This window comes from Chitinolyticbacter albus (assembly GCF_024437655.1).
Classification (GTDB): Bacteria; Pseudomonadota; Gammaproteobacteria; order Burkholderiales; family Chitinibacteraceae; genus Chitinolyticbacter; species Chitinolyticbacter albus.
This window is the reverse complement of record NZ_JANBVF010000006.1, coordinates 182061-204650: the sequence shown is the minus strand read 5'-3', so window position 1 is coordinate 204650 and position 22590 is coordinate 182061. Positions and strand designations below refer to the sequence as shown.

Genomic DNA, 22590 nt, shown 5'->3' with positions numbered 1-22590 from the left:
CTTATGTCTCCCCGGCTCGAAGCGCTGGTCGACTTTGTCCGTGAGCTCTACGGCTCGGCCGACTTCGTTCCGCTGCATGCGCCCCGTTTCGTTGGCAACGAAAAGCAGTATCTGCTCGATTGCATCGACTCCACCTTTGTCTCGTCGGTCGGCGCCTATGTCGATCGCTTCGAAGCGATGATGCGTGAGATCATCGGCGCGCAGTATGCGGTGGCGACGGTGAATGGCACTGCCGCGCTGCATATGGCGCTGATCCTCGCTGGTGTGACAGATGGCGATGAGGTGATCACCCAGCCGCTGACCTTTGTTGCGACCTGCAATGCCATCAGTTACCAGCGCGCGCACCCGGTATTCGTCGATGTCGACCGGCACACCCTGGGCCTGTCGCCCACTGCGCTCTCGGCTTTCCTCACCGAGCATGCCGAGCGGCGCGACGATGGCTGCTACAACCGCACTTCCGGCCGACGCATCGCTGCCTGCGTGCCTATGCACACCTTCGGCCTGCCGTGCGATGTCGATGAGCTGAACGCGATCTGCACAGAGTGGGGCATCGCCCTGATCGAGGATGCGGCCGAATCGCTGGGCTCCTACGTTGGCGAGCGCCATACCGGCGCCATCGGCCGTTTGGGCGCGTTCAGCTTCAACGGCAACAAGACGGTCACCTGTGGCGGCGGTGGCTGCATCGTCACCAACGATGAGCGCCTCGGCAAGCTGGGCAAACATCTCACTACCACCGCCAAACAGGCGCATCCGTGGGCGTTCTCGCATGACCAGGTTGGCTACAACTATCGGCTACCCAACCTGAATGCCGCGCTCGCCTGCGCGCAGCTGGAACAGTTGCCGAACATTCTCGCCGACAAGCGCGAGACCGCGGCACGCTATGCCGCGTTCTGCGTGGCGAACGACATCGAATTCGTCACCGAGCCGTCCGGCACGCGCAGCAATTACTGGCTTAACGCGGTGCTGCTTGAGAATGAGGCCGAGCGCGATGCTTTTCTTGCGTACAGCAATGGCCTGGGCGTGATGACGCGGCCGGTATGGCAACTGATGCAGACGCTGCCCGCGTTTTCCCAGGCGCAGTGCGGGCCGTTGCCCAATGCCGAATGGCTGGCGGCGCGCCTTGTCAACCTGCCGAGCAGCGTGCGGCCATGAGCGCGCTGGTATTCATCGGTGGTGGTGGCCACGGCCGCGCCTGTCTGGAAGCTGCGCGCAGCGCAGGGCTGACGGTGACCGGTTTCATCGACCGTGATTCGCGGGCCAATATGCAAGGCGCTCCCTGGCTGGGTGACGACGACTGGTTGCGCCAGGCCACCGACGGGCAGCGTTTCCTGATCACCGTCGGGCAAGTGAAATCGGCCGCGATACGCGTGCGGCTGTACGATCAACTGAAGGCGCTGGGCCTGCCGCTGGCCGCATTGGTCGCCGGCTCGGCCGTGGTGTCGCCATGGGCGACGCTGGGTGAAGGTTGCGCGGTGCTGCACCATGCGCTCGTCAACGCCGGAGCCGACGTTGGTGCCAATTGCATCATCAACAGCGGCGCGCTGGTCGAGCACGATGCGGTGATCGGTGCGCATAGCCACGTGGCGACGGGGGCCATCGTCAACGGCGGCGCGCGCGTCGGCAGTCGTTGCCTGGTGGGCACCCGTGCCGTGGTGCTGCAGGGCGTGACTGTTGCCGACGATGTGGTGATCGGTGCTGGCGCGGTGGTCACGGCCGATATCGAGGAGGCCGGCACCTGGGTCGGCGTGCCCGCCCGGCGCCTGGAGACTGCCGTGGACATCCATGCTGAAGCAGGCCCCGGGCAAAGCCCGGCGCAATGACGAGGTGGGTGTGCGAGTGTTGACTGTTGTTCTTGATACATTTTCCCCGCTTAGGCGGGAAAAACGGATGCGCCGCCCGGTTTGCACCGGACGGCTCGGGGGAATTCCATGACGCCATGGCAGGATCGCGTCTTTGTCATCGCCGAAGCTGGCGTCAATCACAACGGCGACACCGCGCTGGCGCTGCGGCTGGTCGATGCTGCCGCTGATGCCGGTGCCGATGCGGTGAAATTCCAGACCTTCCAAGCCGCTGCGCTGGTGTCGCGTGATGCGGTGATGGCCGATTACCAGAAGGCCAACACCGGCGTGGAGGAATCGCAATACGCGATGCTCAAGCGTCTGGAGCTCTCGCCCGAGGCGCACGACGCCGTGCGCCAGCGTGCGCAGGAGCGGGGCATCTTGTTCTTCTCCACGGCTTTCGATCTGGCCAGCATCGACTACCTGATCGCGCTCGATATCCCCTTGTGGAAGATACCGTCCGGCGAGATCACCAATTACCCTTACCTGTGCCGGATCGCTGCCTTGCAACGGCCGACCATCCTCTCCACCGGTATGGCGACGGTGGCAGAGATCGACGACGCGGTGCGGGTGCTGCTCTCGAACGGCCTGACCCGCGAGCAACTGGCCATCCTGCATTGCAATACCGAATACCCGACGCCGCTTACCGATGTGAACCTGCGCGCCATGCCCAATCTGGGCGCGTTGTTCGGCACTGCTTACGGCTATTCCGACCATACCGCTGGCGAGGAGATCTCGGTCGCCGCCGTGGCGCTCGGAGCGCGGGTTATCGAAAAGCATTTCACGCTCGATCGCAATCTGCCCGGGCCCGATCACAAGGCTTCGCTGGAGCCGGGCGAGCTCACCAGCATGGTCGCCGCGATCCACGCGGTGGAAACCGCGCTCGGCAACGGTATCAAGCAGCCGACGCCCTCCGAGGCCAAGAATCGACCCATTGCCAGAAAGAGCATCGTCGCCGCCCGCGCCATTCGTGCAGGCGAGGTGTTCAGCGCCGACAACCTGACGATCAAGCGGCCGGGCACCGGCATCAGCCCGATGCGCTGGCCAGAGCTGATCGGCCGCCTGGCAAGCCGCGACTACGCCGAGGATGAGGTGATCGCGTGGTAAGGCGGATCTGCGTCGTCACCGCCACCCGGGCCGAATACGGCCTGTTGCGGCCACTGATCGCCGCGCTACAGGCCGATGATGCAGTATCGCTGCAGCTGGTGGTGACCGGCGCGCATCTTTCGCCCGAGTTTGGCCTGACCTGGAAACAGATCGAAGCCGACGGCTTTGCGATCGATGCCAAGGTGGAGATGCTGCTCGCTGGCGATACGGCGACCGCCACTGCCAAGAGCATGGGCCTCGCGCTGTCCGGTTTTGCCGACGTATTCGCGCGCCTGCAGCCCCAGTTTCTGGTGATGCTGGGTGATCGCTACGAGATGCTGGCCGTGGCGGCTGCGGCCACGCTGTTCCGCATTCCCATCGCCCACCTGCACGGTGGCGAGACCACCGAGGGCGCGTACGACGAAGCGTTCCGCCACGCCATCACCAAGTGTGCGCACCTGCATTTCACCGCCACCGACGATTACCGTCGTCGCGTGGTCCAGCTCGGCGAAGATCCGGCGCGGGTGTTCAATGTCGGCGCCATCGGCATCGACAGCATCAAGACGCTGCCACTGCTCTCAAGGGAGCAGTTGCTGCCGCAGCTGGGGCTGACCGAGGATGAGCGCTACTGGCTGGTCACCTACCATCCGGTCACGCTGGCCGACGGTGACGCCGTCACCGAGGTTGATGCGCTGGTAGATGCGCTACTGGCGCAGGCCGGCACCCGCATCATCGTGACGGGGGCCAATGCCGACACCGGCGGGCGCGCAGTGAACGCGCGCTGGCAGCACTGGCAGGCGCAACATCCGGATCGGTTGGCGCTGTTCGCGTCGCTCGGCTCCTTGCGTTACCTCTCTGCCGTGAAGCACGCGATCGCCGTGGTCGGCAATTCATCGTCTGGCATCATCGAAGCGCCTTCACTCGGCGTGACTACGCTCGACATCGGCGCGCGCCAGCAGGGGCGGGTGCGTGCCGGCTCGGTCCATCACGTGGCGCCGACCGCCCAGGCTCTCGCTGAAGGCCTCGCCCACGTGGCGAGTGCCAGCGCGCGGCAAGCCGCAGCGAGCCAGAACAATCCCTATGGCGACGGTGGCACCACCGACCGCATCATGGCGGTGTTGCGCGAGACCGATTTCGCGAGCCTCCTTGTGAAACGCTTCCACGACCTGCCGCCGGCCTGAGACTAGGAATTCCATGCAGAAGAACTGGAAAGACATGCTGGTCGCACCGACCAGTTCCATTCGCGAAACCGTTGCCGTGATCGACCGGCTGGGCTCGCGCGCGGCGTTCGTCGTCGATGCCGACGCGCGGTTGCTGGGCTTGGTCACCGATGGCGACCTGCGGCGCGGCCTGTTGCGCGGCGTGTCGCTGGAGGCGCCGGTCACCGAGATCATGAATGCCACGCCGACCGTATTCGCCCCGAGCGAATTGACCTCGGCGCGGGCGCGCGAGCTGCTCGATACCCGTGGTTTCCTGCATCTGCCGGTGGTGGAGGGCGGGCGGCTCGTTGACGTGATTTTCGCCGAATCGCTGCTGGCCGTGCCCAAGCGCGACAACGCGGTGTTCCTGATGGCAGGCGGCTTCGGCACGCGGCTCAAGCCGCTGACCGAGACCTGCCCCAAGCCCATGCTCAAGGTGGGCAGCAAGCCCATCCTGCAGATCATCCTCGAGGGCTTCAAGGAAGCGGGTTTTCATCGCTTCTACATTTCCACGCATTACCTGCCCGAAGTCATCCATCAGCATTTCGGCGATGGCAGCCGCTGGGGCGTCAGCATCGAATACGTGCATGAGGCCGAGCCGCTGGGCACCGCCGGCGCGCTGGGGCTGCTGCCCGAATCGATCGGCGAGCTGCCGATGGTGATGATGAATGGCGATCTGCTGACTCGCCTCGATTTCGGCGGCCTGCTCGATTTCCACGTGGCGGAGGGCGCCGCGGCGACCATGTGTTTGCGCGAGTACAGCCACCAGGTGCCCTACGGCGTGGTGCGGCGCGATGGCAACAGTCTGACTGGCATCGACGAGAAACCGTCGCTGACCTTCCATGTGAACGCGGGCATCTACGTGGTCGGGCCGCAAGTTCGGCGCGCTGTCGCCGCCAGCCAGCGCATCGATATGCCGGATCTCTTGATGCAGCAGGTCGAGGTCGGGCGCAAGGTGGGTACCTACACCTTGTCCGAGTACTGGCTGGACATTGGCAAGATGAACGATTTCGAGCGGGCGCAACAGGATGTGGCGGGCTTGTTCGGTGGCTGAGTCGTCGCTGGCGCTGATCCCCGCACGGGCCGGCAGCAAGCGGCTGCCGAACAAGAACCTGCTGCCGGTGGCTGGCAAGCCGCTGATTGCCTGGACCATAACCGTGGCGCTCGACAGCGGTTGTTTCGACCGCGTGCTGGTCAGCACCGATAGCGAGGCGCTGGCGAAGATTGCGCGTGAGTACGGCGCAGAAGTGCCGTTCCTGCGCCCAGCCGAGCTTTCCTCCGATACCGCAAGCTCGATGGACGTGATTCGCCATGCGCTGGCCTGGCTGGAGGTCGAATCCGGTATGCCGCAGACGACGACCTTGCTGCAACCGACCAGCCCGCTGCGCACCGTCGACGACATCCGCGCGGCGTTCGCGCGCTTTCGCGATACCGGTGCAGATAGCGTGGTCTCGGTCTCCGAAGCCGAGCACAGCCCGCTGTGGAGTAACACCTTGCCGGGCGATGGCTCGCTCGCCGGCTTCCTACGCCCGGAGGTGCTGGGCAAACGCTCGCAGGATCTACCGACCTACTACCGCCTCAATGGCGCTATCTACATCGCCCGCACTGCCAGCCTGCAGGCGCAAGGCGGGTTCCTGGGCGCGAACAGCTACGCCTACGTGATGCCGGCCGAGCGTGCCATCGATATCGATTACCGTGCCGACTTGTTGCTGGCCGACATCCTGCTGCGTGAGGGCGGGCATTCATGAGCTCACGGCTGGCCCGTTCGGCCACCTGGTATCTGCTGGCCAATCTAGGCGGCAGTGCCATTCCGTTTCTTGCGTTGCCCATCCTGACCCGGCTGTTGACGCCGGAGCAGTTCGGCATCGCCGCGCTGTTCCAGGCGATCACCGCGGTGATGGTGGCGTTGGTTGGCCTGTCCGCGCCCGGTGCGCTCAATGTGTTCTATCACCAGCGAGCGCCCGAGGCCTTTCCCCGCTTCGTCGGCAGCGCGCTGACCTTGGTATGGACCTCGGCGCTGGTACTGACGCTGCTTACCTGGCTCGTCGCCGCGCTGTGGCCGGGCGAGACCTGGCTGCCACCCGAGTGGCTGGCGTTGTGTGTGGTGCTGGCGGCGCTGCAGATGGTGGCGCAGGTGCGGCTGGCGGCCTGGCAGACGGCAGGCCAGGCGCGGCCGTACGCGGCGTTCCAGCTGTCGCAGGCGGCGGGTAATGTGCTGCTGTCGCTTGGCCTGATCGCGACCGTTTTGCCGGACTGGCGCGGCCGGGCAACCGGCCTCTTGCTGGCTGCACTGTTCGCCGCCGCGGTAGCGCTGTGGACTTTGGCTCGCCGACAGCAACTGCGCTGGGGGGCGGATGGCGCATCGCTGCGCGAGCTGCTGCACTTTGGCGTGCCCTTGCTGCCGCATGCACTGGGGGGAGTGGCGCTCGCCAATGCCGATCGCTTCGTGATCGCCGGGGCGCTCGATGAACACGCGGTCGGCCTCTATATCGCCGGCCTGCAGCTGGGCATGATCGTGCAGCTCTTGGCCGATGCGGTGAACAAGGCCTACGCGCCCTGGCTCTTTGGCGTGCTGGCGCGCAACGACGCTGCAACGCTGCGCCGCGTGGTGCGGGCGACCTACGGCTATTTCGTCGCGATCACGGTATTTGCGCTGCTGTTGGGTTGGCTGGCGCCGCCGCTGGCAGCACTGGTGCTGGGCCCGCGCTATGCCGGCGCCGAGCAGGTGGTGCTGTTCATCGCGCTGGGCGGCGCCTTCCATGGCATGTATCTGATGGTGACCAACTACCTGTTCTACGCCAAGAAGACGGCGGTGCTGTCGCGCATCACTTTGTCGTGCGCAGTGCTTAGCGTGGTGCTGGCGCTGGCGCTGGTGCACGCCATTGGTCTTGTCGGCGCGGCGCTGGCGTTTGCGATCTCGAAGGCCTGTTTCTTCGGCGCGACCTGGTTCTTTGCCGCCCGCCACCATCCGATGCCATGGCGCAACGCTTTTGGAGCCGCCGCATGAGTGAGCGCCGATTGCTGATCTGTGCGACGCCCTTACACGCGCTGATCGCCGAGCGGCTGATCTCCGCCGAGCCGGCCCAGTGGCAGCTGCTGTTCTACACCACACACGACAACGACAAGGCGCGCCGCTACTACCAGCGGCTGGCCGCGCAGTGCGTGCGTTCGCGCTATGTGGTGCTGGGGCGCGGCAGCGCCGGCAATCTTGCCCGCATGCGCCTGGCCGCCTTGGGTTGGGGCCGGCTCGACGCGGTTTATCTCGGTTCGGCGCACGAATGGCTGGTGCATTACCTGCTCTCCAAGCTGCGTTATCGCCGGCTGGAGACCTTCGACGATGGCCTGGGCAATTTGATCCGGGGCGGGTTGTTCGACGTGCCCAAGCCGCGTGGCAACAAGCGGGCGCTGATCGCTACGCTGATCGGCGTGCGGCATGACCTCAACACCATCCGCGCTCAGTCGGCACGGCACCATACGATCTATCACCAGCCCAACACCTTCGAGCGCGCCAGCTATCTGCCGCTGTTTGATGCGCCGGCCGATGCGGCGGAGCCCACGCGCTGGCAGCGGGTGTTCCTCGGCCAGCCGCTGTACGAAGCGGATCGCGAGCGTAGCCGCGCTACCAACCAAGCGGTGGTTGATGCGTTGCGGCCTGATCTTTATTTCCCGCATCCACGCGAGGACTATGCAGTGATTGGCGTGGAACGCGCCGACGTGCCCGAGGTATTCGAGGACTGGCTGGCGCAGCGCCTGCAGGCCGAGCCGGAACTTGGCGTTGAGGTCAGCAGCTTCTTCAGCTCCAGCCTGCTTTCCGTTGCCGGCTGGCCACGGGTGCGTACGCTGGCGGTGGAGATTGCCGATCCGCGCTGGCAAGCGGTCTATGCCTTGTTGCGCGAGGCCGGCATCCCGTTGACGCCGCTCGATACGGTGAGTAGAGAACGATGAGTGACCCGATCTACCTGGTTTCGCTGGCGCGGGATGAAGCCCGGCGATCGGCGCTGGCAGCGCGTTTCCCGCAACATGCTGCCGCTTTTCAGCTGGTGGAGGCCGTCGATGGCCGCGCCATGCCGGCGCGTGCCTTCTTCGAGCGCACTGTCGATTTCTATCGCAATTACCGTCGGCTGATGTCGCCGGCCGAACTCGGCTGCACGCTGTCGCACCTGCAGGTGTACGAAACCTTCCTGCAATCGGCGGCCGAGCGCGCGCTGGTGCTGGAGGACGACGTCGAGGGCGACGATAAGGCGCTGGCCCAGGTGCTGGCGCTGGCTGTGCAACTACCCCAGGATGCCATCCTGATCGCCGGCGGCCAGCAGGGGCTGGTGTCGAGAAAACGCCTCTACGGCAAGCCGACTGCCACGCCGGGGTTGTACGAGCTGGCCGGCTACAGCTACCCGCATATCAAGCGCACCTGCGGCTACGTGGTCAGCCGGCAGAGTGCCGCGCTCCTGCTGCAACGCGGTCGGGCGACGACGCAGGTGGCCGATGGTTGGGATCGCTACGTGGCCGGCACAAGCATCCGGCTCTATTACGCGCCACTGCTGTCGCACCCCGAGCTGCTGGCGGGCAGCCATATCGAGCGCGATCGGCTCGATCTCGATCCCGGTTTTTGGCAGAAAGTATTCAGCCCGCGGTTGCCGCGCAAACTGCGGCAGTACGTGCAAGATATCTGCTTCCAGGTGACTCGTGCGCTGCACGGCTACCGGAGGCTGCCGTGAGTGCGTTGCTGACCGTGGCCGTCGCGGTGTTCGGCGAGCGCATCGCTGCCGTGCGCGACTGGGCGTTCGATTCACGCGTGCAGTACCTGCTGCTGTGGCAGCGGCCGGGCGAGGATCGCGGCGGCTGGCCGGACAATGTGACGGTGTTGCCACTGGATACCGTCGGCGTCACCCACAGCCGCAATGCGGCGATCGACCATTGCGCCACGCCGTGGCTGTGGTTCATGGACGACGATGTGGCGCTGCCGGCGACGTCGATCGACGTGTTGCTCGCCGAGCTGCCGCAACGCTTGGAGAATGAAATCCTGATCGCCTCGGTGCTGCTGCCGGATGGTCGCGCGATGAAGCGCCAACCCGACGGCCTGCGCTACAACCGCCGGCACATCCTTACAGTGGGCACCATCCAGATCATTGCGCAGTCCGACTGGCTGAGGCGCCATGCAGTGCGTTTTCCGCTGCGCCTCGGCGCCGGCGCCATCTACCCGGTGTGCGACGAGCCGGTGTTCCTGGCGCGTGCCTTGCGCGCCGGTGCGCGCATCTCGCACCTGGACCGGGTGACGGTAGTGCACCCCGAGCTGCGCTCGGGCCAGCAATTCGCCCGGCCGGAGTTCGTTCGTGCCCGCGCCATCGCTTTCTACGAGATTTTTGGTGTGCCGCTATGCCTGATCGCATCGCTGTATTTCTGGGCCCGACATGCGCGCCGCATCGGCGCGCGCTGGCCGGCGCTGTTCCACTACGGCAAGGCGGGCTGACGCGATGAGCGAAACACCTGTGCGTGACACCCTCGTCAGCATCGTGATGCCAGCGTACAACGCGTTGCCCTATCTGCGCGAGGCAGTGGCCTCGGTGCAGGCGCAGACGCATCAGGACTGGGAGCTGTTGATCGTCGACGACGGTTCGACCGACGACACGGTGGCCGTTGCCCGGCTGCTTGCCACGGTGGACCCGCGCATCCGCGTGCTGCAAAGCGCCGGGCAGGGCGGGCCGGCGCGGGCACGCAACCTGGCGATTGATGCGAGCGTCGGCCGCTACATCGCCTTTCTCGACAGCGACGATGCCTGGCTGCCGCACAAGCTCGCCACGCAGCTGGCGGCGATGCAGCAGCACGGCGCGTTGCTGTGCTATAGCGCCTACTACAAGATCGACACCGCCGGCGTGCGCAGCGAGCGGCCGGTGGTGCCGCCGCCGTGGGTCGATCACGTGATGCTGCTAAAGTCCAACCATATCGGCTGTCTGACCGGCATCTTCGACGCCGGCGCCTTGGGGCGCGAGCGCATGCCCGACATCCGCAAGCGCCAGGATCTGGCGCTGTGGATCCGGCTTACCCGTCGCATTGCTGCCAGGTTCGGGCCTTGTCGCGACAAGGTGATCGGTATCGCGGAGCCGCTGGCGCTGTATCGCGTGCACCAGGGCACGGTGTCGAGCAACAAGTCGAGTGCCGCCGCCTGGCAGTGGAAGGTCTACCGCGAGGTGGAGCGGCTGTCGCTGCCGGCGTCGATCTGGTATTTCATTCATTACGCCGTCAACGGCTGGCTCAAGTCACGGATACGCTGAACCATGCAGGTCCTGTTCATCAGTTTTTTGCTGTCCTTTCTCGGTACGATGTTCATCATCCGTACCAGCCACTGGCACGGCGACCTGTCGGCGGACCACGACCTGGGCGGGGTGCAGAAATTCCACGTCCACGCCGTGCCGCGCATCGGCGGCGTGGCGGTCATGTTGGGTCTGTTGGCGGTGGCGGCGTGGTATTCGTACAAGGGCATCATCGAGCGGCACGCTTTCTGGCTGTTGATCCTCGTCAGCCTGCCCGCCTTCTTCGGGGGCCTGGTCGAGGATCTGACCAAACGCGTTTCGCCGCTGGCGCGGCTGATCTTGACCATGATCGCGGCGATGGCGGGCTTCTGGCTGCTCGATGCCGGCATCGAGCGCATCGACATTCCGATGCTCGATCCGATGGTGGCGTTCTGGCCGGTGGCGCTGTTGTTCACCGCGGTAGCGGTGGCGGGCGTTGCCAACGCGGTGAACATCATCGACGGCTACAACGGCCTTGCTGCCATGGTGTCGATGATGATCTTTGCCGCCTTCGGCTACGTGGGCTGGCAGCTGCACGACCCGCTGATCTGGCGCACCGCGTTCGCCATGATCGGCGCCATCCTTGGCTTCTTCGTCTGGAACTATCCACGTGGCCATATTTTTCTGGGCGATGGTGGCGCCTACCTGATCGGCTTCATGGTCGGCGAGATGGCCGTGCTGCTGGTGGCGCGCCACGAGCACGTCACCCCCTGGTTTCCGCTCTTGGTGGTGATCTACCCGGTGTTCGAGACGCTGTTCTCGATCTGGCGCAAGAAATTCGTGCGCGGCATGTCGCCTGGCATGCCCGATGGCGTGCACCTGCATATGCTGGTGTACAAGCGCTTGGTGCGCTGGGCGGTCGGCAGCCCGGAGGCGCGCCACAAGACGACGCGCAATGCGCTGACCTCGCCCTATCTGTGGCTGCTGTGCTCGACCAGCGTGGTGCCGGCGGTGCTGTTCTGGAAGAACCCGCTGGCGCTGCAGATTTCACTCGCCGTGTTCGTGGTGCTGTACGTGCTGCTGTATCGCCAGCTGGTGCGCTTTCGTTCACCGAACTGGCTGGTGCTGCGCAAGCGGCTCAAGTCGCGCAAAGTGGTGCAGCATCGCCCCAAGGCCAGCAACTAGCCATGCTTGAGCCGGCGCTGACGGCGTGATTCTGCGGCGCGCCAGCGCGCGGTTTCAGCGTCGTCTGCTGGCACCAGCGGGGGTATCGCGGTCGGCTTGCCGTCGTCCCCGAGTGCCACCATGGTGAAGTAGCAGCTGTTGGTATGCCGCACCGTGCGGGTGCGGATGTTCTCGGCCTCCACCCGGATGCCGATCTCCATCGAGGTGTGACCCGTGTAGTTGACGCTGGCGCGGAAGGTGACGAGCTCGCCGACATGGATAGGCTGCTTGAACAGCACCTGGTCGACCGACAGCGTCACCACATAGGCGCCGGCGTAGCGGCTGGCGCAGGCGTAGGCCGCCTCGTCGAGCAGCTTCAGGAGTTGACCGCCATGCACATTGCCGGAGAAATTGGCCATCTCGGGCATCATCAGTACGGTCATCGAGAGCTGGTGGCGGGGCAGGTCGGACATCGGTGTCGGCTCGTGAACGGATACATCAGTGTGCATCGCAGCGGCGCAAAACAGCCGGCACGTGGCCGGCTGTCGCGTCGAATCGGCTATAGCCCGGCGCCGTGCGCCTGCTGGTCCGCGTGGTAGGAACTGCGCACCATGGCACCGACGGCGGCGTGCTTGAAGCCCAGTTCGTAGGCCAGCGTTTCCCAGGCTTTGAACTGGTCCGGGTGCACGTAGCGCAGCACCGGCAGGTGGCCGTTCGAGGGCTGCAAATACTGGCCGATGGTGATCATGTCGATATCGTGGGCACGCATGTCGTGCATCACCTGCACCACTTCCTCGTCGGTTTCGCCGAGCCCCACCATGATGCCGGACTTGGTTGCCACGTCCGGGTACATCGCCTTGAAATCCTTGAGGAGCTTGAGCGAGTGCAGGTAGTCCGAGCCCGGGCGCGCCTGCTTGTAGAGGCGCGGCGCAGTTTCCAGGTTGTGGTTCATCACATCCGGCAGTGCCTGGCCGAAGAGTTCGAGCGCCACTTCCAGCCGACCACGGAAATCGGGCACCAATACTTCGATTTGCGTCGCGGGTGATAGCGTACGGGTGTGGCTGATGCAGTCGACGAAATGCTGGGCGCCGCCGTCGCGCAAATCGTCGCGATCGACCGAGGTAATCACCACGTAGCGCAGCCGCAGCGCGGCGATGGTCTCACCCAGGTGCTTGGGCTCGTCCGTATCGAGCGGGTTGGGGCGGCCGTGGCCCACGTCGCAGAACGGGCAACGGCGGGTGCAGATGTCGCCCATGATCATGAAAGTGGCGGTGCCCTTGCCAAAGCACTCGCCGATATTGGGACACGACGCTTCCTCGCACACCGTGTGCAGCTTCTGGCTGCGCAATATGTCCTTGATCTCGTAGAAGCGGCTGGTGGTGCTGGGCGCCTGCACGCGGATCCACGACGGCTTTTTCAGCTTTTCCTCGAGCGGAACGATCTTGATCGGGATGCGGGCGGTCTTGGCTTCGCCCTTCAGTTTCACGCCCTGCAGGGTGGATTGCGGGGCGGTCTTGACGGAGTCGGTCATGTGCGTGGGGGCCAGTGCCGCGCGGGTCGGCGGCTAATCAGCTGATTTGTTGCAGGATTTTGTCGGCCATTTTACCGGCAATCGCGCCCGGTGTGCTCGTGATGCCGAAGTCGGCCAGTTGCGCCACCTTGAGACCCTGATAGCCGCAGGGATTGATCATGGCGTAGGGCGCCAGATCCATCGCTACGTTGAAGCACAGGCCGTGAAAGCAGCAGCCGTTGCGCACCCGCAGGCCGAGCGCAGCGATCTTGGCTTCCTCGCCCACCGCATCGCGCACGTAGACGCCGGGCGCATCGACCTTGCCGTAGGCGGGAATGTCGTAGTCGGCAAGCAGCGCGATCACGCTGTTCTCCAGCCGCCGCACCAGCTCGCGCACGCCGATGCCGAGTCGCTTGAGATCGAGCAGCGTATACGCCATCAACTGGCCCGGACCGTGGTAGGTCACCTGGCCGCCGCGATCGATCTGCACGATGGGAATGTCGCCGCGTTGCAGGATATGTTCGGGCTTGCCGGCCTGGCCGAGCGTGAACACGGGCGGGTGTTCCAGCAGCCAGATCTCGTCCGGTGTATCGGCATTGCGGGCATCGGTGAACGCCTGCATCGCATGCCAGGTCGGCTCGTAGGGTTGCTGACCGAGCAGGCGGACGGGCGAACCAGCGGAGGAGACGGCTGGATGACCACCCGCCCATGGCAACGCGGCGGGGATGGCCGGCACGATCTTGACGAGCACGCCTTACAGCACCAGCTGCACGTGCGGATGCGCGCGCAGCGCGGCGTCGAGCAGGCGGAACTGGTCCGCGCTCTCGAAGGTGATGCTGAGCGTGGCCGAGTAGTAAGAGCCCGAGCTCGATGCGCGTATCGTCACCAATTCGCCCGCGGTGAAGCCCGGCACATGGACGATGGTCACTGCGACCACCGTGGCCTCGAATTCGGCTGCGTCCGCGCCCTTCAGGCTGACGGCCTTGACCGGGATCACTGCGGGGAAGGTCAGCAGGTCTTCGAGTTTGCCGCCAGTGGGCTCGCCGGCGTTGGGTTGGGTGGGTTTCAGGCTCATGGGGTGTTGCGCCGCGCTTGCGCGGCCTCCTGGTAGTGCGTGTACATCGTAAGGTAAATGGGGCCGGGCACGCCGTTTCCAACCGGGTTGCCGTCGAGCGCGACGATGGCGAGGATTTCCTTGGAAGACGACGTCAGCCACAGTTCGTCGGCATTGCGTACTTCAACCTCGCTCACGTCACGGATCTGCAGTGGCAGGCCATGCGCCCGGGCGAGTTCGATCATCACGTCGTAGGTGATGCCGGTAAGCATGCGGGTCGATGGCGCTGGGGTGGTGATCACGCCGTCTTTCACCACGAAGAGGTTGCTGGCCGCGCCCTCGGTCAGCCAGCCATCGCGGAACATCACCGTTTCCGCCGCGCCCGCCGCTACTGCCGCCTGCTTGGCGAGCACGTTGGCCAGCAGCGAGATCGCCTTCACGTCGCACCGCCCCCAGCGGATGTCGGGGATCGAGACTGCGGTGACGCCTTGCTCGACCGCTTCGCGCGCAGGCGGCGTCAGCGGATCGGCGAAGGCGAATACGGTGGGCGTGACGGTGGCGGGAAAAGCGTGGCTGCGTGGATAGGCCGGGCCGCGCGTCACTTGCAGATAGATAGACTGGTCATCGAACGGCTGGGCTGCGACGAGCTGCGCGACGATATTGGTCCACTCGGCATCGCTATGCGGATTGGCCAGCGCAATCGCGGCGAGGCTGCGATCCAGCCGGCGCAGATGCTCGGCCAAGCGGAACGGCTGGCGGGCGTAGACCGGGATCATCTCGTAGACGCCGTCGCCGAACAGAAAGCCACGATCGAGCACCGACACCTGCAGTGCGCCGAGTGGCGCATAGCGGCCGTTCAGGTAGGCGGTGAGCGTGGGGACGTCCATGGCGTTCAGTGCGTGGTGCAGCCGGTCGGCTTGTAAGTGCGCGCGGTCGATGCCGGGTTGTTGGCGAGCTTGGCGCTGGGCCGGCGTGGGCGCGCCACCAGCTCGCCGCCACAGTTGGGGCAGATGCCCGACAGCACGCCGGTGGCGCAATCGACGCAGAATGTGCATTCGAACGAGCAGATCATCGCGCCGGGCGCGTCGGCGGGCAGGTCACGGTCGCAGCATTCGCAGCCGGGGCGCATCTCGAGCATGGGCATCTCCTGGGCTAGGGGCTTCCAGTTTAGCGCCGCGGCGGTGGCATGGGTGACCGAGGTTGCTCGATGCAGCACCGGGGCGTGACGCGCGAAGGCTGGCGAGCAGCGGCGAGACTGTGCGTGAGGTACGCCACGCCGCCGCGTCGACAAAGTGTCAGGCCCACAGGCGCGGTGGGATCAGCCGAACAGCTTTTTGAACCACAGCCGGATGCTGTCCCAGGCGCGGCCGAATATGCCGGCCTGCTCGACCTTTTCCAGTGCCACCACCGGGTAATTGCCGATGGCCTTGCCCTCGACGCTGACCTTGAGCGTGCCAATCTGCTGCCCGAGCTGAATCGGCGCGATCAAGGGCTGGTTGCTGGTGAAGTCGAGTTTCAGTTTCTTGGCGTCGCCGCGCGGCAGCGTGATATAGCGGTTATCGAGGAAGCCGGCCTTTACCTGGTCGGCCGCGCCTTTCCATACCGGCACGGTGGCGATCGCCTTCTTGGCTTCATAGAGGCGCGGCGTTTCGAAGAACTGCACGCCCCAGTTCAACAGCTTGGCCGATTCGGCGGCGCGCACCTGGTCGCTGGCGGTGCCGACCACCACCGAGATCAGCCGGCGCTCATCGCGATGGGTCGAGGCCACGAGGTTGTAGCCGGCCGATTCGGTGTGACCGGTCTTGAGGCCATCGACGAAGGGATCGCGGTGCAGCAGCAGGTTGCGATTGGGCTGCTTGATGTTGTTGTACGTGAACTCCTTCATCGAGTAGATCGGGTAGAACTCGGGGAAGTCACGGATGATGGCGGCGGCGAGCTTGGCAAGGTCCGCCGTCGTCGTATAGAGGTTGGGGTCGGGCAGGCCGGTGGAGTTGGTGAAGTGGCTGCCGGACAAGCCCAGGCGCTTGGCCTCGCGGTTCATCAACTGGGCAAACACCTCTTCGCTGCCGGCTATCGCCTCGGCCAGCGTCACGCAGGCGTCGTTGCCGCTTTGCACGATCATGCCCTTGATCAGGTCGTCCACCTTGGCCGGTACCTTGGGATCGAGGAACATGCGCGAGCCCTCGGTCTTCCAGCCCTTTTCCGATACGGTGAGCTGCTGGTCGAGCTTGAGCTTGCCTTCCTTTACCGCCTTGAAGGTGAGGTAGGCGGTCATCAGCTTGGTCAGCGATGCCGGCTCGACGCGCGCGCTGACGTCGTCCGCGGCCAGCACGGCGCCGCTCTGGTAGTCCAGCAGATAGTAGGACTTGGCGACGATCTCCGGCACCTGCGGGGTGAAGGCGTGGGCGAGCAGCGGGGCGGCGGCGAGGGCGATGACGAGGGGGGCGAACTTCATGGCAGGCGGGAACATGGAGGCGGGAAAGGTCGAAGTATAAAGACCCCAGTGACTTCACCCAACCCGCAACAGTTCCGTTTTCCCGTTTGGATGCGCTATGCGGTTGCTTGACCTGGCAGCGTCAGCACCCCTTCTCCCACCTGCACCACCCGGCCGCTGACACGGATGGCGCGATCGGCCTCGATGGCGACGCGTACATGCGCCAACCGGCCGATGCCACGCCCTTGCACCATGGTGCAGGTATAGGGCAGGGCGGTGAGCTCGGCCAGCAGCCAGCCGGCGAGGTTGGCGCCGGCCGAACCCGTGCCGTAATCCTCGCCGATCGCACCGTATTGCACCCAGAAGAAGCGGGCCGTGATCTCGTCGCCGTCGCGTGCCCATACCAGCATCTGCGCGACGCCAACGGCGTTGGTCGCAATGGCTTCGAACTGCTCGACCGTGGGCGCGCATGCCGCCACAGCCTCGGCGCTGGCAAGCGGCACCACCAGCTGCTCGGTGCCGGTATTCACCCAGCGTGGTGTGCCGGATACGGATTGCAGCGGCAGATGCAGCGCGGCGGCGATATCGGCCGCGGTGGCCGCGTCGCGGTAACGCGGTGGCTGGGCGGTCAGCGTGGCGATGTCGCCGGCCACGTGCACCGGTATGGTTCCGGCCGGCATCGCCAGCGTGACGTCTGTCCGGCCCTGCGCCACCACCCAGGCCGTGCCCAGCGTCGGGTGACCGGCGAACGGCAGCTCGTAGTTGGGCGTGAAGATGCGCACGGCGGCGTCTGCTTGCTGGTGCGGCGTGACGAAAGTGCTCTCGGACAGGTTGAGCTGCTGCGCCAGTTGCTGCATTTCGGCGTCGGATAGCCCCGCGGCATCGGGAAAGACAGCGAGCGGGTTGCCGGCGAAATGCGTTTCGCTGAACACATTGAGGATCTGGTAGCGGAATGCGCGCATCGAACTATCCTGTGCAGGGTATGGCCAGGCTGCAGTTCACCACTTGGCGCGCCTGGCAGACAGTGACAGCGGCGCAGCCAAACCGACCGTACAGCGCATGGCTTGTGCGTCGTGTCCATCCGCCCGCGCGTGTCTGCCAGCACCGTAGCACCGGGTTTTGTTGGTGGCGACTAGGGTTCGGAGCTGGGCCGGTGCTTGCGGATTGCAAGCGGCGTTCGGTATTGCAACCGCGGCGCTTTGCGCCTAGGAACACACCGGCACTGGCCCATGTGCTGTAGCGAAAAGATCGTAAACAGGCTCTGATGCGAGTGGCGACATCGGATTGCCTAGGTGCCCTGTATAATGGCGGGTTTTCCAGTGTCGGTTCCCACTACTCCCACGATGATACGCAAGCTGATCGGCAAGGTACTGCGTCGCCCTGGTCGCCAGGTGTTGCACGCCAAGCATTACGGCGTGCGCCGCGAGCACATTCACCATGGCGCGCTCAAGGTGTGCGATCGCTTGCAGGATGCGGGCTTCGAAGCCTACGTCGTCGGCGGCGCGGTGCGCGACCTGATCCTGGGCAAGCATCCCAAGGATTTCGATGTCGCGACCAATGCCACGCCCGAGCAGGTGAAGCACGTGTTCCACCGTGCACGCATCATCGGCCGGCGCTTTCGCATCGTGCATGTGCCGTTCTGGGAGCATGGCGAGGAAGAAATCATCGAGGTCACCACCTTCCGTGGCGCCTCGGATGCCCCGACCGATGCCACTGGCCGCATCCTGCGCGACAATGTTTACGGCAATATCGAGGAAGACGCCGCACGCCGCGATTTCACCGTCAACGCGCTCTATTACGACCCCAGCCGCGAAGAGATCCTCGATTTCCACCACGGTGTCGATGACCTCACCGGGCGTAAGCTTGCCATGATCGGTGACCCCAGCCTGCGCTATCGCGAAGACCCGGTGCGCATGCTGCGCGCGGTGCGACTCTCGGCCAAGCTGGGGCTGACCATCACCCCACTGACCCGCAAGCCCATCCCCGAGTTGGCGCCCTTGCTGGAGAACATCCCGTCGGCGCGACTCTTTGACGAGATGATGAAGCTGCTGTTCTCGGGCAAGGCGTGGGATTGCCTGATGACATTGCGTGAGCACGGCCTGCACAAGCCGCTGTTCCCGCTGCTCGACAAACTGTTGTCGGAGCCTGCGACCAAGGCCTTCTTGCAGAAGGCGCTCGCCAACACCGATACCCGCATCGCCGAGGACAAACCGGTTTCCGCGGGCTTTCTCTTTGCCGCCCTGCTCTGGCACGAGGTTGAAGCGTTGTGGCAGAAGAAGACCGCCGCCAGCGAATACCCGGTTCCGGCGCTGGTCGACGCGATGAACGAGGTCGAGGACAAGGTGGAGAAGCGCCTGGCGATTCCCAAACGCTATGGCACGGCGATGAAGGAAATCTGGATGCTGCAGCCGCGCTTCGAGCAGCGTATCGGCCAGCGCCCGTTCCGCCTCATGGAGCAGCCACGCTTTCGCGCCGGTTACGATTTCCTGCTGCTGCGCGCCGAATGTGGCCTGGTCGAGGCCGAGCTCGCCGAATGGTGGACGCAGTTCCAGATGGTCGACGGCGACAGCCGGCTGGCGATGATCGCGCGCGTGGCCAACCCGGCCAAAAGCGACAAGAAGCCGCGCAAGCGCCGCCGCAAGCCACGTGCGGCGGATGCCGCGGGTGACGCCGAATGAGCGATCGGGTCTGACGATGGCGCGTGCCTTTATCGCGCTCGGTGCCAATCTGGGTCGCCCTGGCGTCCAGGTGCAGCGTGCGCTCGAATTGCTGGCGCTGCTGCCGCAAAGCTGGCTGGTCAAGCACTCGCGCCTGTATTCATCGTCCCCCGTGGGGTTTGCCGATCAGCCCGATTTCGTCAACGCGGTGGCCGAGCTCGAAACCCGGCTCTCGCCCGATGCGCTGATGGAGTCGCTGTTCGCGATCGAGGCGCTGCTGGGGCGCATGCGCACCTTCAAGAACGCGCCGCGCACGCTGGATCTTGACCTGCTGCTCTACGACGACCTGATCGTCAGGAGCCCCGACCTCATCTTGCCGCACCCTCGCATGCATGAGCGCGCCTTCGTGTTGGTGCCGCTGGCCGAAATCGCGCCCGATGCCGTGATCCCCGGCCATGGCGTGGCAGCCCGGCTGCTGTCCGGCGTGGCGGACCAATTGCTGTTTCCCCTATAACCGCGGCTGGCCGCCTCGGCTAAACTCATCTTGCAGCGCAGCATTGCTGCCCAGACTGGGACTCGCCATGAAAACCACACTCTCCACGCTTGCCAAGATGAAGCAGGACGGTCAGAAGATCGCGATGCTGACCTGTTACGACGCCAGTTTTTCCACCTTGCTCGACGAAGCCGGAGTCGATGTACTGCTGATCGGCGATTCGCTCGGCAACGTGATCCAGGGCCGCAGCAGCACGCTGCCGGTGACGATGGAACAGATGGTGTACCACACCGAATGCGTGGCGCGTGGCGCCAAGCAGGCGCTGGTGGTCGCCGACATGCCGTTTGCCAGCTACCAGCTATCGCCGCAGCAGGCGTTCGAGAACGCGGCGCGACTGATGGCGGCCGGCGCCGAGATGGTCAAGCTCGAAGGCGGCATGGTGATGGCCGAAACGGTGGATTTCCTCACGCAGCGCGGCATTCCCGTTTGCCAGCACATTGGTTTTCAGCCGCAGTCGGTCAACGCCTACGGTGGCTACAAGGTGCAAGGCAAGACCGAGACCGAGGCCGAGGTACTCAAGCGCGACGCGCTGGCGCTGCAGGCGGCCGGCGCCGCGTTGATCCTGATGGAAATGGTGCCTGCCAGCGTGGCGCGCACGGTGACCGCGTCGCTGGCGGTGCCGACCATAGGCATAGGCGCCGGCGCCGATTGCGACGGCCAGGTGCTGGTGCTGTACGACGCAATCGGTGTGTTCCCCGGCAAGAAGGCGCGCTTCGTGAAGAACTTCATGCAGGGCGCGTCGAGCATCCAGGCTGCGGTCGAAGCGTATGTGAAGGCGGTGAAGGCTGGCTCCTTCCCGGCCGACGAGCATAGTTTCTGATGAGCGACACGCTGGCCTTGGCGAGCCAGTTCGGCGCGGTGCGCCGCTTCATCCTGGAAACGGATGGCCTCAAGGGCGTCACCCGCAAGAGCCGGCCGGTCGGCATGGACCGGCTGGAAAACGTGGCCGAGCACAGCTGGCAGGTGGCGCTCCTGGCGCTGACGCTGCGGGACGAGGCCCCAAGGCCCGTCGATATCGACACCGTGATCCGCATGCTGCTGATCCATGATGTGCCCGAAGTCGAAGTGGGCGACGTCAATGTCTACGACACCGCCGGCATCGCCGCGCGCGAGGCCGGCGAAATCCGCGCCGCCTCCCGCTTGTTCGGCCTGCTGCCAGGGGCGCAGGGCGAGACGCTGCTGGCGCTGTGGCACGAGATGGAAGCGGGCACGACGGCCGAGGCGCGCTATGCCAAGGCGGTCGATCGGCTGATGCCCATCCTGCTCAACCTGGCGCAAGCCGGCCGCAGCTGGCGCGAGAACGGGGTGAAGCTGTCGCAGGTGCTGACGCTCAACCGGCAGCGTATCGCGCCGGTGTTCCCGGTGCTGTGGGCCGAGCTCGAGGCCGAATTGATCAACGCCGCCCGTGCGGGCTGGCTGAGCGAGGCGTGATGCATTCCTATTTGCAAGACAGTGAGGTGCTCGATTTCACCCATCCCGCAGTGGCCGCGCTGGCGGTGGCACTGCGTCGCGATACGGTGCAAGCGTCGGCGCAGGCCGCGTTCGAGTGGGTGCGCGACGAGATTGTCCACTGCAACGACGCCGGCCGCGAGGAAGTCCCGGTCAGCGCCAGCGAAACGCTGGCCATCGGCACCGGCTTCTGTTTTGCCAAGAGTCATCTCTTGGTGGCGCTGCTACGCGCCAATGGCATTGCCGCCGGCCTGTGTTACCAGCGCCTGACCGTCGATGGCCCCACGCCGCCGCACTGCCTGCACGGCCTTGTCGCCATCGCGTTGCCGGAGCACGGCTGGTATCGCTGCGATCCGCGCGGCAATACCCGGCCTGGCGTAAATGCCCAGTTCACGCCCGGTGTCGAACGGCTGGCGTATCCGGTCCTGCACGCCGGAGAATGCCTGTACCCCGGCATCCATGCGCAGCCTTTGCCCGAGCTCGTCGCCTACCTGCGCTCGATCTCGGCGGTGAGCGAATACCGCAAGGCGCCGTTCGATCTGGTGCCGCCCCCCATCCCCCAAGCTTGAGATCCGCAATGCGCATCATCCATACCATTTCCGAGCTGCGCGAATGGCGCAAGAGCGCCGGCCGCGTCGCCTTCGTGCCGACCATGGGCAACCTGCACGCCGGCCATATCGCGCTGGTGCGCGAAGCCAAACATCGTGGCGACGCCTTGGTCGTCAGCCTGTTCGTCAACCGCCTGCAGTTTGGTCAGGGCGAGGATTTCGATCGCTATCCGCGTACGCTGGACAACGACGCCGCGCTGATCGCCGCCGAATGCGACAACGCTGTCGTGTTCGCGCCGGACGAGAAGGAGCTGTATCCGCATGTGATCCAGCAGTACAAGGTCGAGCCGCCCGCCATCCAGGACGAGCTGTGCGGCGCCTTCCGCCCGGGGCATTTCCGCGGCGTGGCCACCGTCGTGACCAAGCTCTTCAACATCGTGCAGCCGGATGTCGCCTGCTTCGGCAAGAAGGATTTTCAGCAGCTCTTCGTGATCCAGAGCATGGTGGCGGATCTCAACATGCCGATTGAGATCGTGCCGGTGGATACCGGCCGCGCCGACGATGGCCTGGCGCTGTCGAGCCGCAACGGCTACCTCAGCGCCGAGGAGCGCAAGGAGGCGCCGCGTCTCTATTGGCATCTGTCACGCATGAAGCAGGCGATCGAAGCGGGCGAGCGCGACTATGCCAGGCTGGCGGCGGAGGTGGTGATGGATCTGCGCATCCGTGGCTGGAACGAGGTCGACTATGTGGAGACGCGCAATGCCGATACGCTCAAGCCTGCCACCCACACCGATCACCACCTGGTGATCCTGATCGCCGCCCGCCTTGGGCACACGCGGCTGATCGACAACGTCGAATTCCGCTACTGAGA

General features: G+C 65.2%; 26 protein-coding genes. 18 read left to right on the top strand and 8 right to left on the bottom strand.

All coding sequences use genetic code 11. The annotated features are described in order from the left end of the window. The first annotated feature begins 3 nt into the window (after positions 1–3). From NLI84_RS05595 to NLI84_RS05540, 12 genes are all read left to right on the top strand, one after another. Positions 4–1152, top strand: coding sequence for a LegC family aminotransferase (locus NLI84_RS05595; protein WP_255988771.1), 1149 nt, complete (start codon positions 4–6; stop codon positions 1150–1152). Then, the gene (locus NLI84_RS05590; RefSeq protein ID WP_255988770.1) at positions 1149–1820 is read left to right on the top strand and encodes an acetyltransferase; all 672 of its coding nucleotides are present in this window, start codon (positions 1149–1151) and stop codon (positions 1818–1820) included. Before NLI84_RS05595 ends, NLI84_RS05590 begins: the two co-directional genes overlap by 4 nt. A 108-nt stretch (positions 1821–1928) precedes the next feature. Then, a complete protein-coding gene (neuB, locus tag NLI84_RS05585) occupies positions 1929–2945 on the top strand; it encodes an N-acetylneuraminate synthase (RefSeq protein ID WP_255988769.1) in 1017 nt (338 codons plus the stop codon). After that, positions 2939–4105, top strand: a complete 1167-nt coding sequence (gene neuC / locus NLI84_RS05580) for a UDP-N-acetylglucosamine 2-epimerase (protein WP_255988767.1) — start codon at positions 2939–2941, stop codon at positions 4103–4105. Before neuB ends, neuC begins: the two co-directional genes overlap by 7 nt. A gap of 13 nt (positions 4106–4118) precedes the next feature. Then, on the top strand, positions 4119–5177 hold the full coding sequence (locus NLI84_RS05575; protein WP_255988765.1) for a nucleotidyltransferase family protein: 1059 nt from the start codon (positions 4119–4121) through the stop codon (positions 5175–5177). Further along, positions 5170–5871, top strand: a complete 702-nt coding sequence (locus NLI84_RS05570; RefSeq protein ID WP_255988764.1) for an acylneuraminate cytidylyltransferase family protein — start codon at positions 5170–5172, stop codon at positions 5869–5871. The genes NLI84_RS05575 and NLI84_RS05570 overlap by 8 nt, the downstream gene beginning before the upstream one ends. Continuing rightward, positions 5868–7130, top strand: coding sequence for a lipopolysaccharide biosynthesis protein (locus tag NLI84_RS05565; protein ID WP_255988763.1), 1263 nt, complete (start codon positions 5868–5870; stop codon positions 7128–7130). Before NLI84_RS05570 ends, NLI84_RS05565 begins: the two co-directional genes overlap by 4 nt. Continuing rightward, on the top strand, positions 7127–8068 hold the full coding sequence (locus NLI84_RS05560; RefSeq protein ID WP_255988762.1) for a glycosyltransferase family 52: 942 nt from the start codon (positions 7127–7129) through the stop codon (positions 8066–8068). Before NLI84_RS05565 ends, NLI84_RS05560 begins: the two co-directional genes overlap by 4 nt. Then, positions 8065–8838, top strand: coding sequence for a glycosyltransferase family 25 protein (locus tag NLI84_RS05555; RefSeq protein WP_255988760.1), 774 nt, complete (start codon positions 8065–8067; stop codon positions 8836–8838). Before NLI84_RS05560 ends, NLI84_RS05555 begins: the two co-directional genes overlap by 4 nt. Next, on the top strand, positions 8835–9590 hold the full coding sequence (locus tag NLI84_RS05550) for a glycosyltransferase (RefSeq protein WP_255988758.1): 756 nt from the start codon (positions 8835–8837) through the stop codon (positions 9588–9590). Before NLI84_RS05555 ends, NLI84_RS05550 begins: the two co-directional genes overlap by 4 nt. Before the next feature lie 4 nt (positions 9591–9594). Continuing rightward, positions 9595–10392: a glycosyltransferase family 2 protein gene (locus NLI84_RS05545; protein ID WP_255988757.1), complete on the top strand. Its 798-nt coding sequence runs from the start codon at positions 9595–9597 to the stop codon at positions 10390–10392. Positions 10393–10395: 3 nt separating this feature from the next. After that, positions 10396–11535 (top strand): MraY family glycosyltransferase, encoded by a 1140-nt coding sequence (locus NLI84_RS05540; protein WP_255988756.1) that lies wholly within the window; start codon positions 10396–10398, stop codon positions 11533–11535. Here the strand turns inward: NLI84_RS05540 and NLI84_RS05535 are convergent. The 8 genes from NLI84_RS05535 to NLI84_RS05500 all read right to left on the bottom strand — a co-directional run bounded on the left by NLI84_RS05535 (position 11532) and on the right by NLI84_RS05500 (position 17474). Then, the gene (locus NLI84_RS05535) at positions 11532–11987 is read right to left on the bottom strand and encodes an acyl-CoA thioesterase (protein WP_255988755.1); all 456 of its coding nucleotides are present in this window, start codon (positions 11985–11987) and stop codon (positions 11532–11534) included. The two genes, NLI84_RS05540 and NLI84_RS05535, sit on opposite strands and share 4 nt — an antisense overlap. Before the next feature lie 86 nt (positions 11988–12073). Continuing rightward, a complete protein-coding gene (lipA, locus tag NLI84_RS05530) occupies positions 12074–13045 on the bottom strand; it encodes a lipoyl synthase (RefSeq protein WP_255988753.1) in 972 nt (323 codons plus the stop codon). 37 nt (positions 13046–13082) lie between these two features. Continuing rightward, on the bottom strand, positions 13083–13739 hold the full coding sequence (lipB, locus tag NLI84_RS05525) for a lipoyl(octanoyl) transferase LipB (RefSeq protein ID WP_255988872.1): 657 nt from the start codon (positions 13737–13739) through the stop codon (positions 13083–13085). Between the two features lie 39 nt (positions 13740–13778). After that, entirely contained in the window at positions 13779–14099 is a 321-nt protein-coding gene (locus tag NLI84_RS05520) for a DUF493 domain-containing protein (RefSeq protein ID WP_255988752.1), read from the bottom strand. Further along, positions 14096–14965: an aminotransferase class IV gene (locus NLI84_RS05515; RefSeq protein ID WP_255988751.1), complete on the bottom strand. Its 870-nt coding sequence runs from the start codon at positions 14963–14965 to the stop codon at positions 14096–14098. Before NLI84_RS05515 ends, NLI84_RS05520 begins: the two co-directional genes overlap by 4 nt. 5 nt (positions 14966–14970) lie before the next feature. Further along, the gene (locus NLI84_RS05510; RefSeq protein ID WP_255988749.1) at positions 14971–15216 is read right to left on the bottom strand and encodes a DUF1272 domain-containing protein; all 246 of its coding nucleotides are present in this window, start codon (positions 15214–15216) and stop codon (positions 14971–14973) included. 180 nt (positions 15217–15396) lie between these two features. Beyond that, a complete protein-coding gene (locus NLI84_RS05505; protein WP_255988748.1) occupies positions 15397–16533 on the bottom strand; it encodes a D-alanyl-D-alanine carboxypeptidase family protein in 1137 nt (378 codons plus the stop codon). Positions 16534–16628: 95 nt separating this feature from the next. Next, positions 16629–17474 carry a PhzF family phenazine biosynthesis protein gene (locus tag NLI84_RS05500; protein WP_255988747.1) on the bottom strand — a complete coding sequence of 282 codons (846 nt, stop codon included), beginning with the start codon at positions 17472–17474 and terminating at the stop codon, positions 16629–16631. Between the two features lie 381 nt (positions 17475–17855). Between NLI84_RS05500 and pcnB the strand changes: the two genes are divergently transcribed. The 6 genes from pcnB (at position 17856) to panC (ending at position 22588) form a co-directional block, all read left to right on the top strand. Then, positions 17856–19190 (top strand): polynucleotide adenylyltransferase PcnB, encoded by a 1335-nt coding sequence (gene pcnB, locus NLI84_RS05495; RefSeq protein WP_284699831.1) that lies wholly within the window; start codon positions 17856–17858, stop codon positions 19188–19190. Beyond that, positions 19177–19683, top strand: coding sequence for a 2-amino-4-hydroxy-6-hydroxymethyldihydropteridine diphosphokinase (folK, locus tag NLI84_RS05490; RefSeq protein WP_308445819.1), 507 nt, complete (start codon positions 19177–19179; stop codon positions 19681–19683). Before pcnB ends, folK begins: the two co-directional genes overlap by 14 nt. 67 nt (positions 19684–19750) lie before the next feature. Continuing rightward, positions 19751–20542 carry a 3-methyl-2-oxobutanoate hydroxymethyltransferase gene (gene panB, locus NLI84_RS05485; RefSeq protein ID WP_255988741.1) on the top strand — a complete coding sequence of 264 codons (792 nt, stop codon included), beginning with the start codon at positions 19751–19753 and terminating at the stop codon, positions 20540–20542. Then, complete coding sequence (locus NLI84_RS05480; RefSeq protein WP_255988739.1) at positions 20542–21153, top strand: HD domain-containing protein; 612 nt, start codon at positions 20542–20544, stop codon at positions 21151–21153. The genes panB and NLI84_RS05480 overlap by 1 nt, the downstream gene beginning before the upstream one ends. Next, the gene (locus tag NLI84_RS05475; RefSeq protein ID WP_255988869.1) at positions 21153–21740 is read left to right on the top strand and encodes a transglutaminase-like domain-containing protein; all 588 of its coding nucleotides are present in this window, start codon (positions 21153–21155) and stop codon (positions 21738–21740) included. Before NLI84_RS05480 ends, NLI84_RS05475 begins: the two co-directional genes overlap by 1 nt. Positions 21741–21748: 8 nt before the next feature. After that, complete coding sequence (panC, locus tag NLI84_RS05470) at positions 21749–22588, top strand: pantoate--beta-alanine ligase (RefSeq protein ID WP_255988737.1); 840 nt, start codon at positions 21749–21751, stop codon at positions 22586–22588. The last annotated feature ends 2 nt before the right edge of the window (positions 22589–22590 follow it).

Coding starts and splice junctions, on each gene's coding strand:
- NLI84_RS05535 (WP_255988755.1), bottom strand. CDS start 11,987: ATGTCCGACCTGCCCCGCCACCAGCTCTCGATGACCGTACTGATGATG.
- NLI84_RS05480 (WP_255988739.1), top strand. CDS start 20,542: ATGAGCGACACGCTGGCCTTGGCGAGCCAGTTCGGCGCGGTGCGCCGC.
- NLI84_RS05575 (WP_255988765.1), top strand. CDS start 4,119: ATGCAGAAGAACTGGAAAGACATGCTGGTCGCACCGACCAGTTCCATT.
- NLI84_RS05560 (WP_255988762.1), top strand. CDS start 7,127: ATGAGTGAGCGCCGATTGCTGATCTGTGCGACGCCCTTACACGCGCTG.
- panC (WP_255988737.1), top strand. CDS start 21,749: ATGCGCATCATCCATACCATTTCCGAGCTGCGCGAATGGCGCAAGAGC.
- NLI84_RS05595 (WP_255988771.1), top strand. CDS start 4: ATGTCTCCCCGGCTCGAAGCGCTGGTCGACTTTGTCCGTGAGCTCTAC.
- neuB (WP_255988769.1), top strand. CDS start 1,929: ATGACGCCATGGCAGGATCGCGTCTTTGTCATCGCCGAAGCTGGCGTC.
- NLI84_RS05500 (WP_255988747.1), bottom strand. CDS start 17,474: ATGCGCGCATTCCGCTACCAGATCCTCAATGTGTTCAGCGAAACGCAT.
- NLI84_RS05515 (WP_255988751.1), bottom strand. CDS start 14,965: ATGGACGTCCCCACGCTCACCGCCTACCTGAACGGCCGCTATGCGCCA.
- NLI84_RS05505 (WP_255988748.1), bottom strand. CDS start 16,533: ATGAAGTTCGCCCCCCTCGTCATCGCCCTCGCCGCCGCCCCGCTGCTC.
- NLI84_RS05565 (WP_255988763.1), top strand. CDS start 5,868: ATGAGCTCACGGCTGGCCCGTTCGGCCACCTGGTATCTGCTGGCCAAT.
- NLI84_RS05475 (WP_255988869.1), top strand. CDS start 21,153: ATGCATTCCTATTTGCAAGACAGTGAGGTGCTCGATTTCACCCATCCC.
- panB (WP_255988741.1), top strand. CDS start 19,751: ATGAAAACCACACTCTCCACGCTTGCCAAGATGAAGCAGGACGGTCAG.
- NLI84_RS05545 (WP_255988757.1), top strand. CDS start 9,595: ATGAGCGAAACACCTGTGCGTGACACCCTCGTCAGCATCGTGATGCCA.
- pcnB (WP_284699831.1), top strand. CDS start 17,856: ATGATACGCAAGCTGATCGGCAAGGTACTGCGTCGCCCTGGTCGCCAG.
- NLI84_RS05590 (WP_255988770.1), top strand. CDS start 1,149: ATGAGCGCGCTGGTATTCATCGGTGGTGGTGGCCACGGCCGCGCCTGT.
- lipA (WP_255988753.1), bottom strand. CDS start 13,045: ATGACCGACTCCGTCAAGACCGCCCCGCAATCCACCCTGCAGGGCGTG.
- NLI84_RS05510 (WP_255988749.1), bottom strand. CDS start 15,216: ATGCTCGAGATGCGCCCCGGCTGCGAATGCTGCGACCGTGACCTGCCC.
- NLI84_RS05520 (WP_255988752.1), bottom strand. CDS start 14,099: ATGAGCCTGAAACCCACCCAACCCAACGCCGGCGAGCCCACTGGCGGC.
- NLI84_RS05555 (WP_255988760.1), top strand. CDS start 8,065: ATGAGTGACCCGATCTACCTGGTTTCGCTGGCGCGGGATGAAGCCCGG.
- NLI84_RS05540 (WP_255988756.1), top strand. CDS start 10,396: ATGCAGGTCCTGTTCATCAGTTTTTTGCTGTCCTTTCTCGGTACGATG.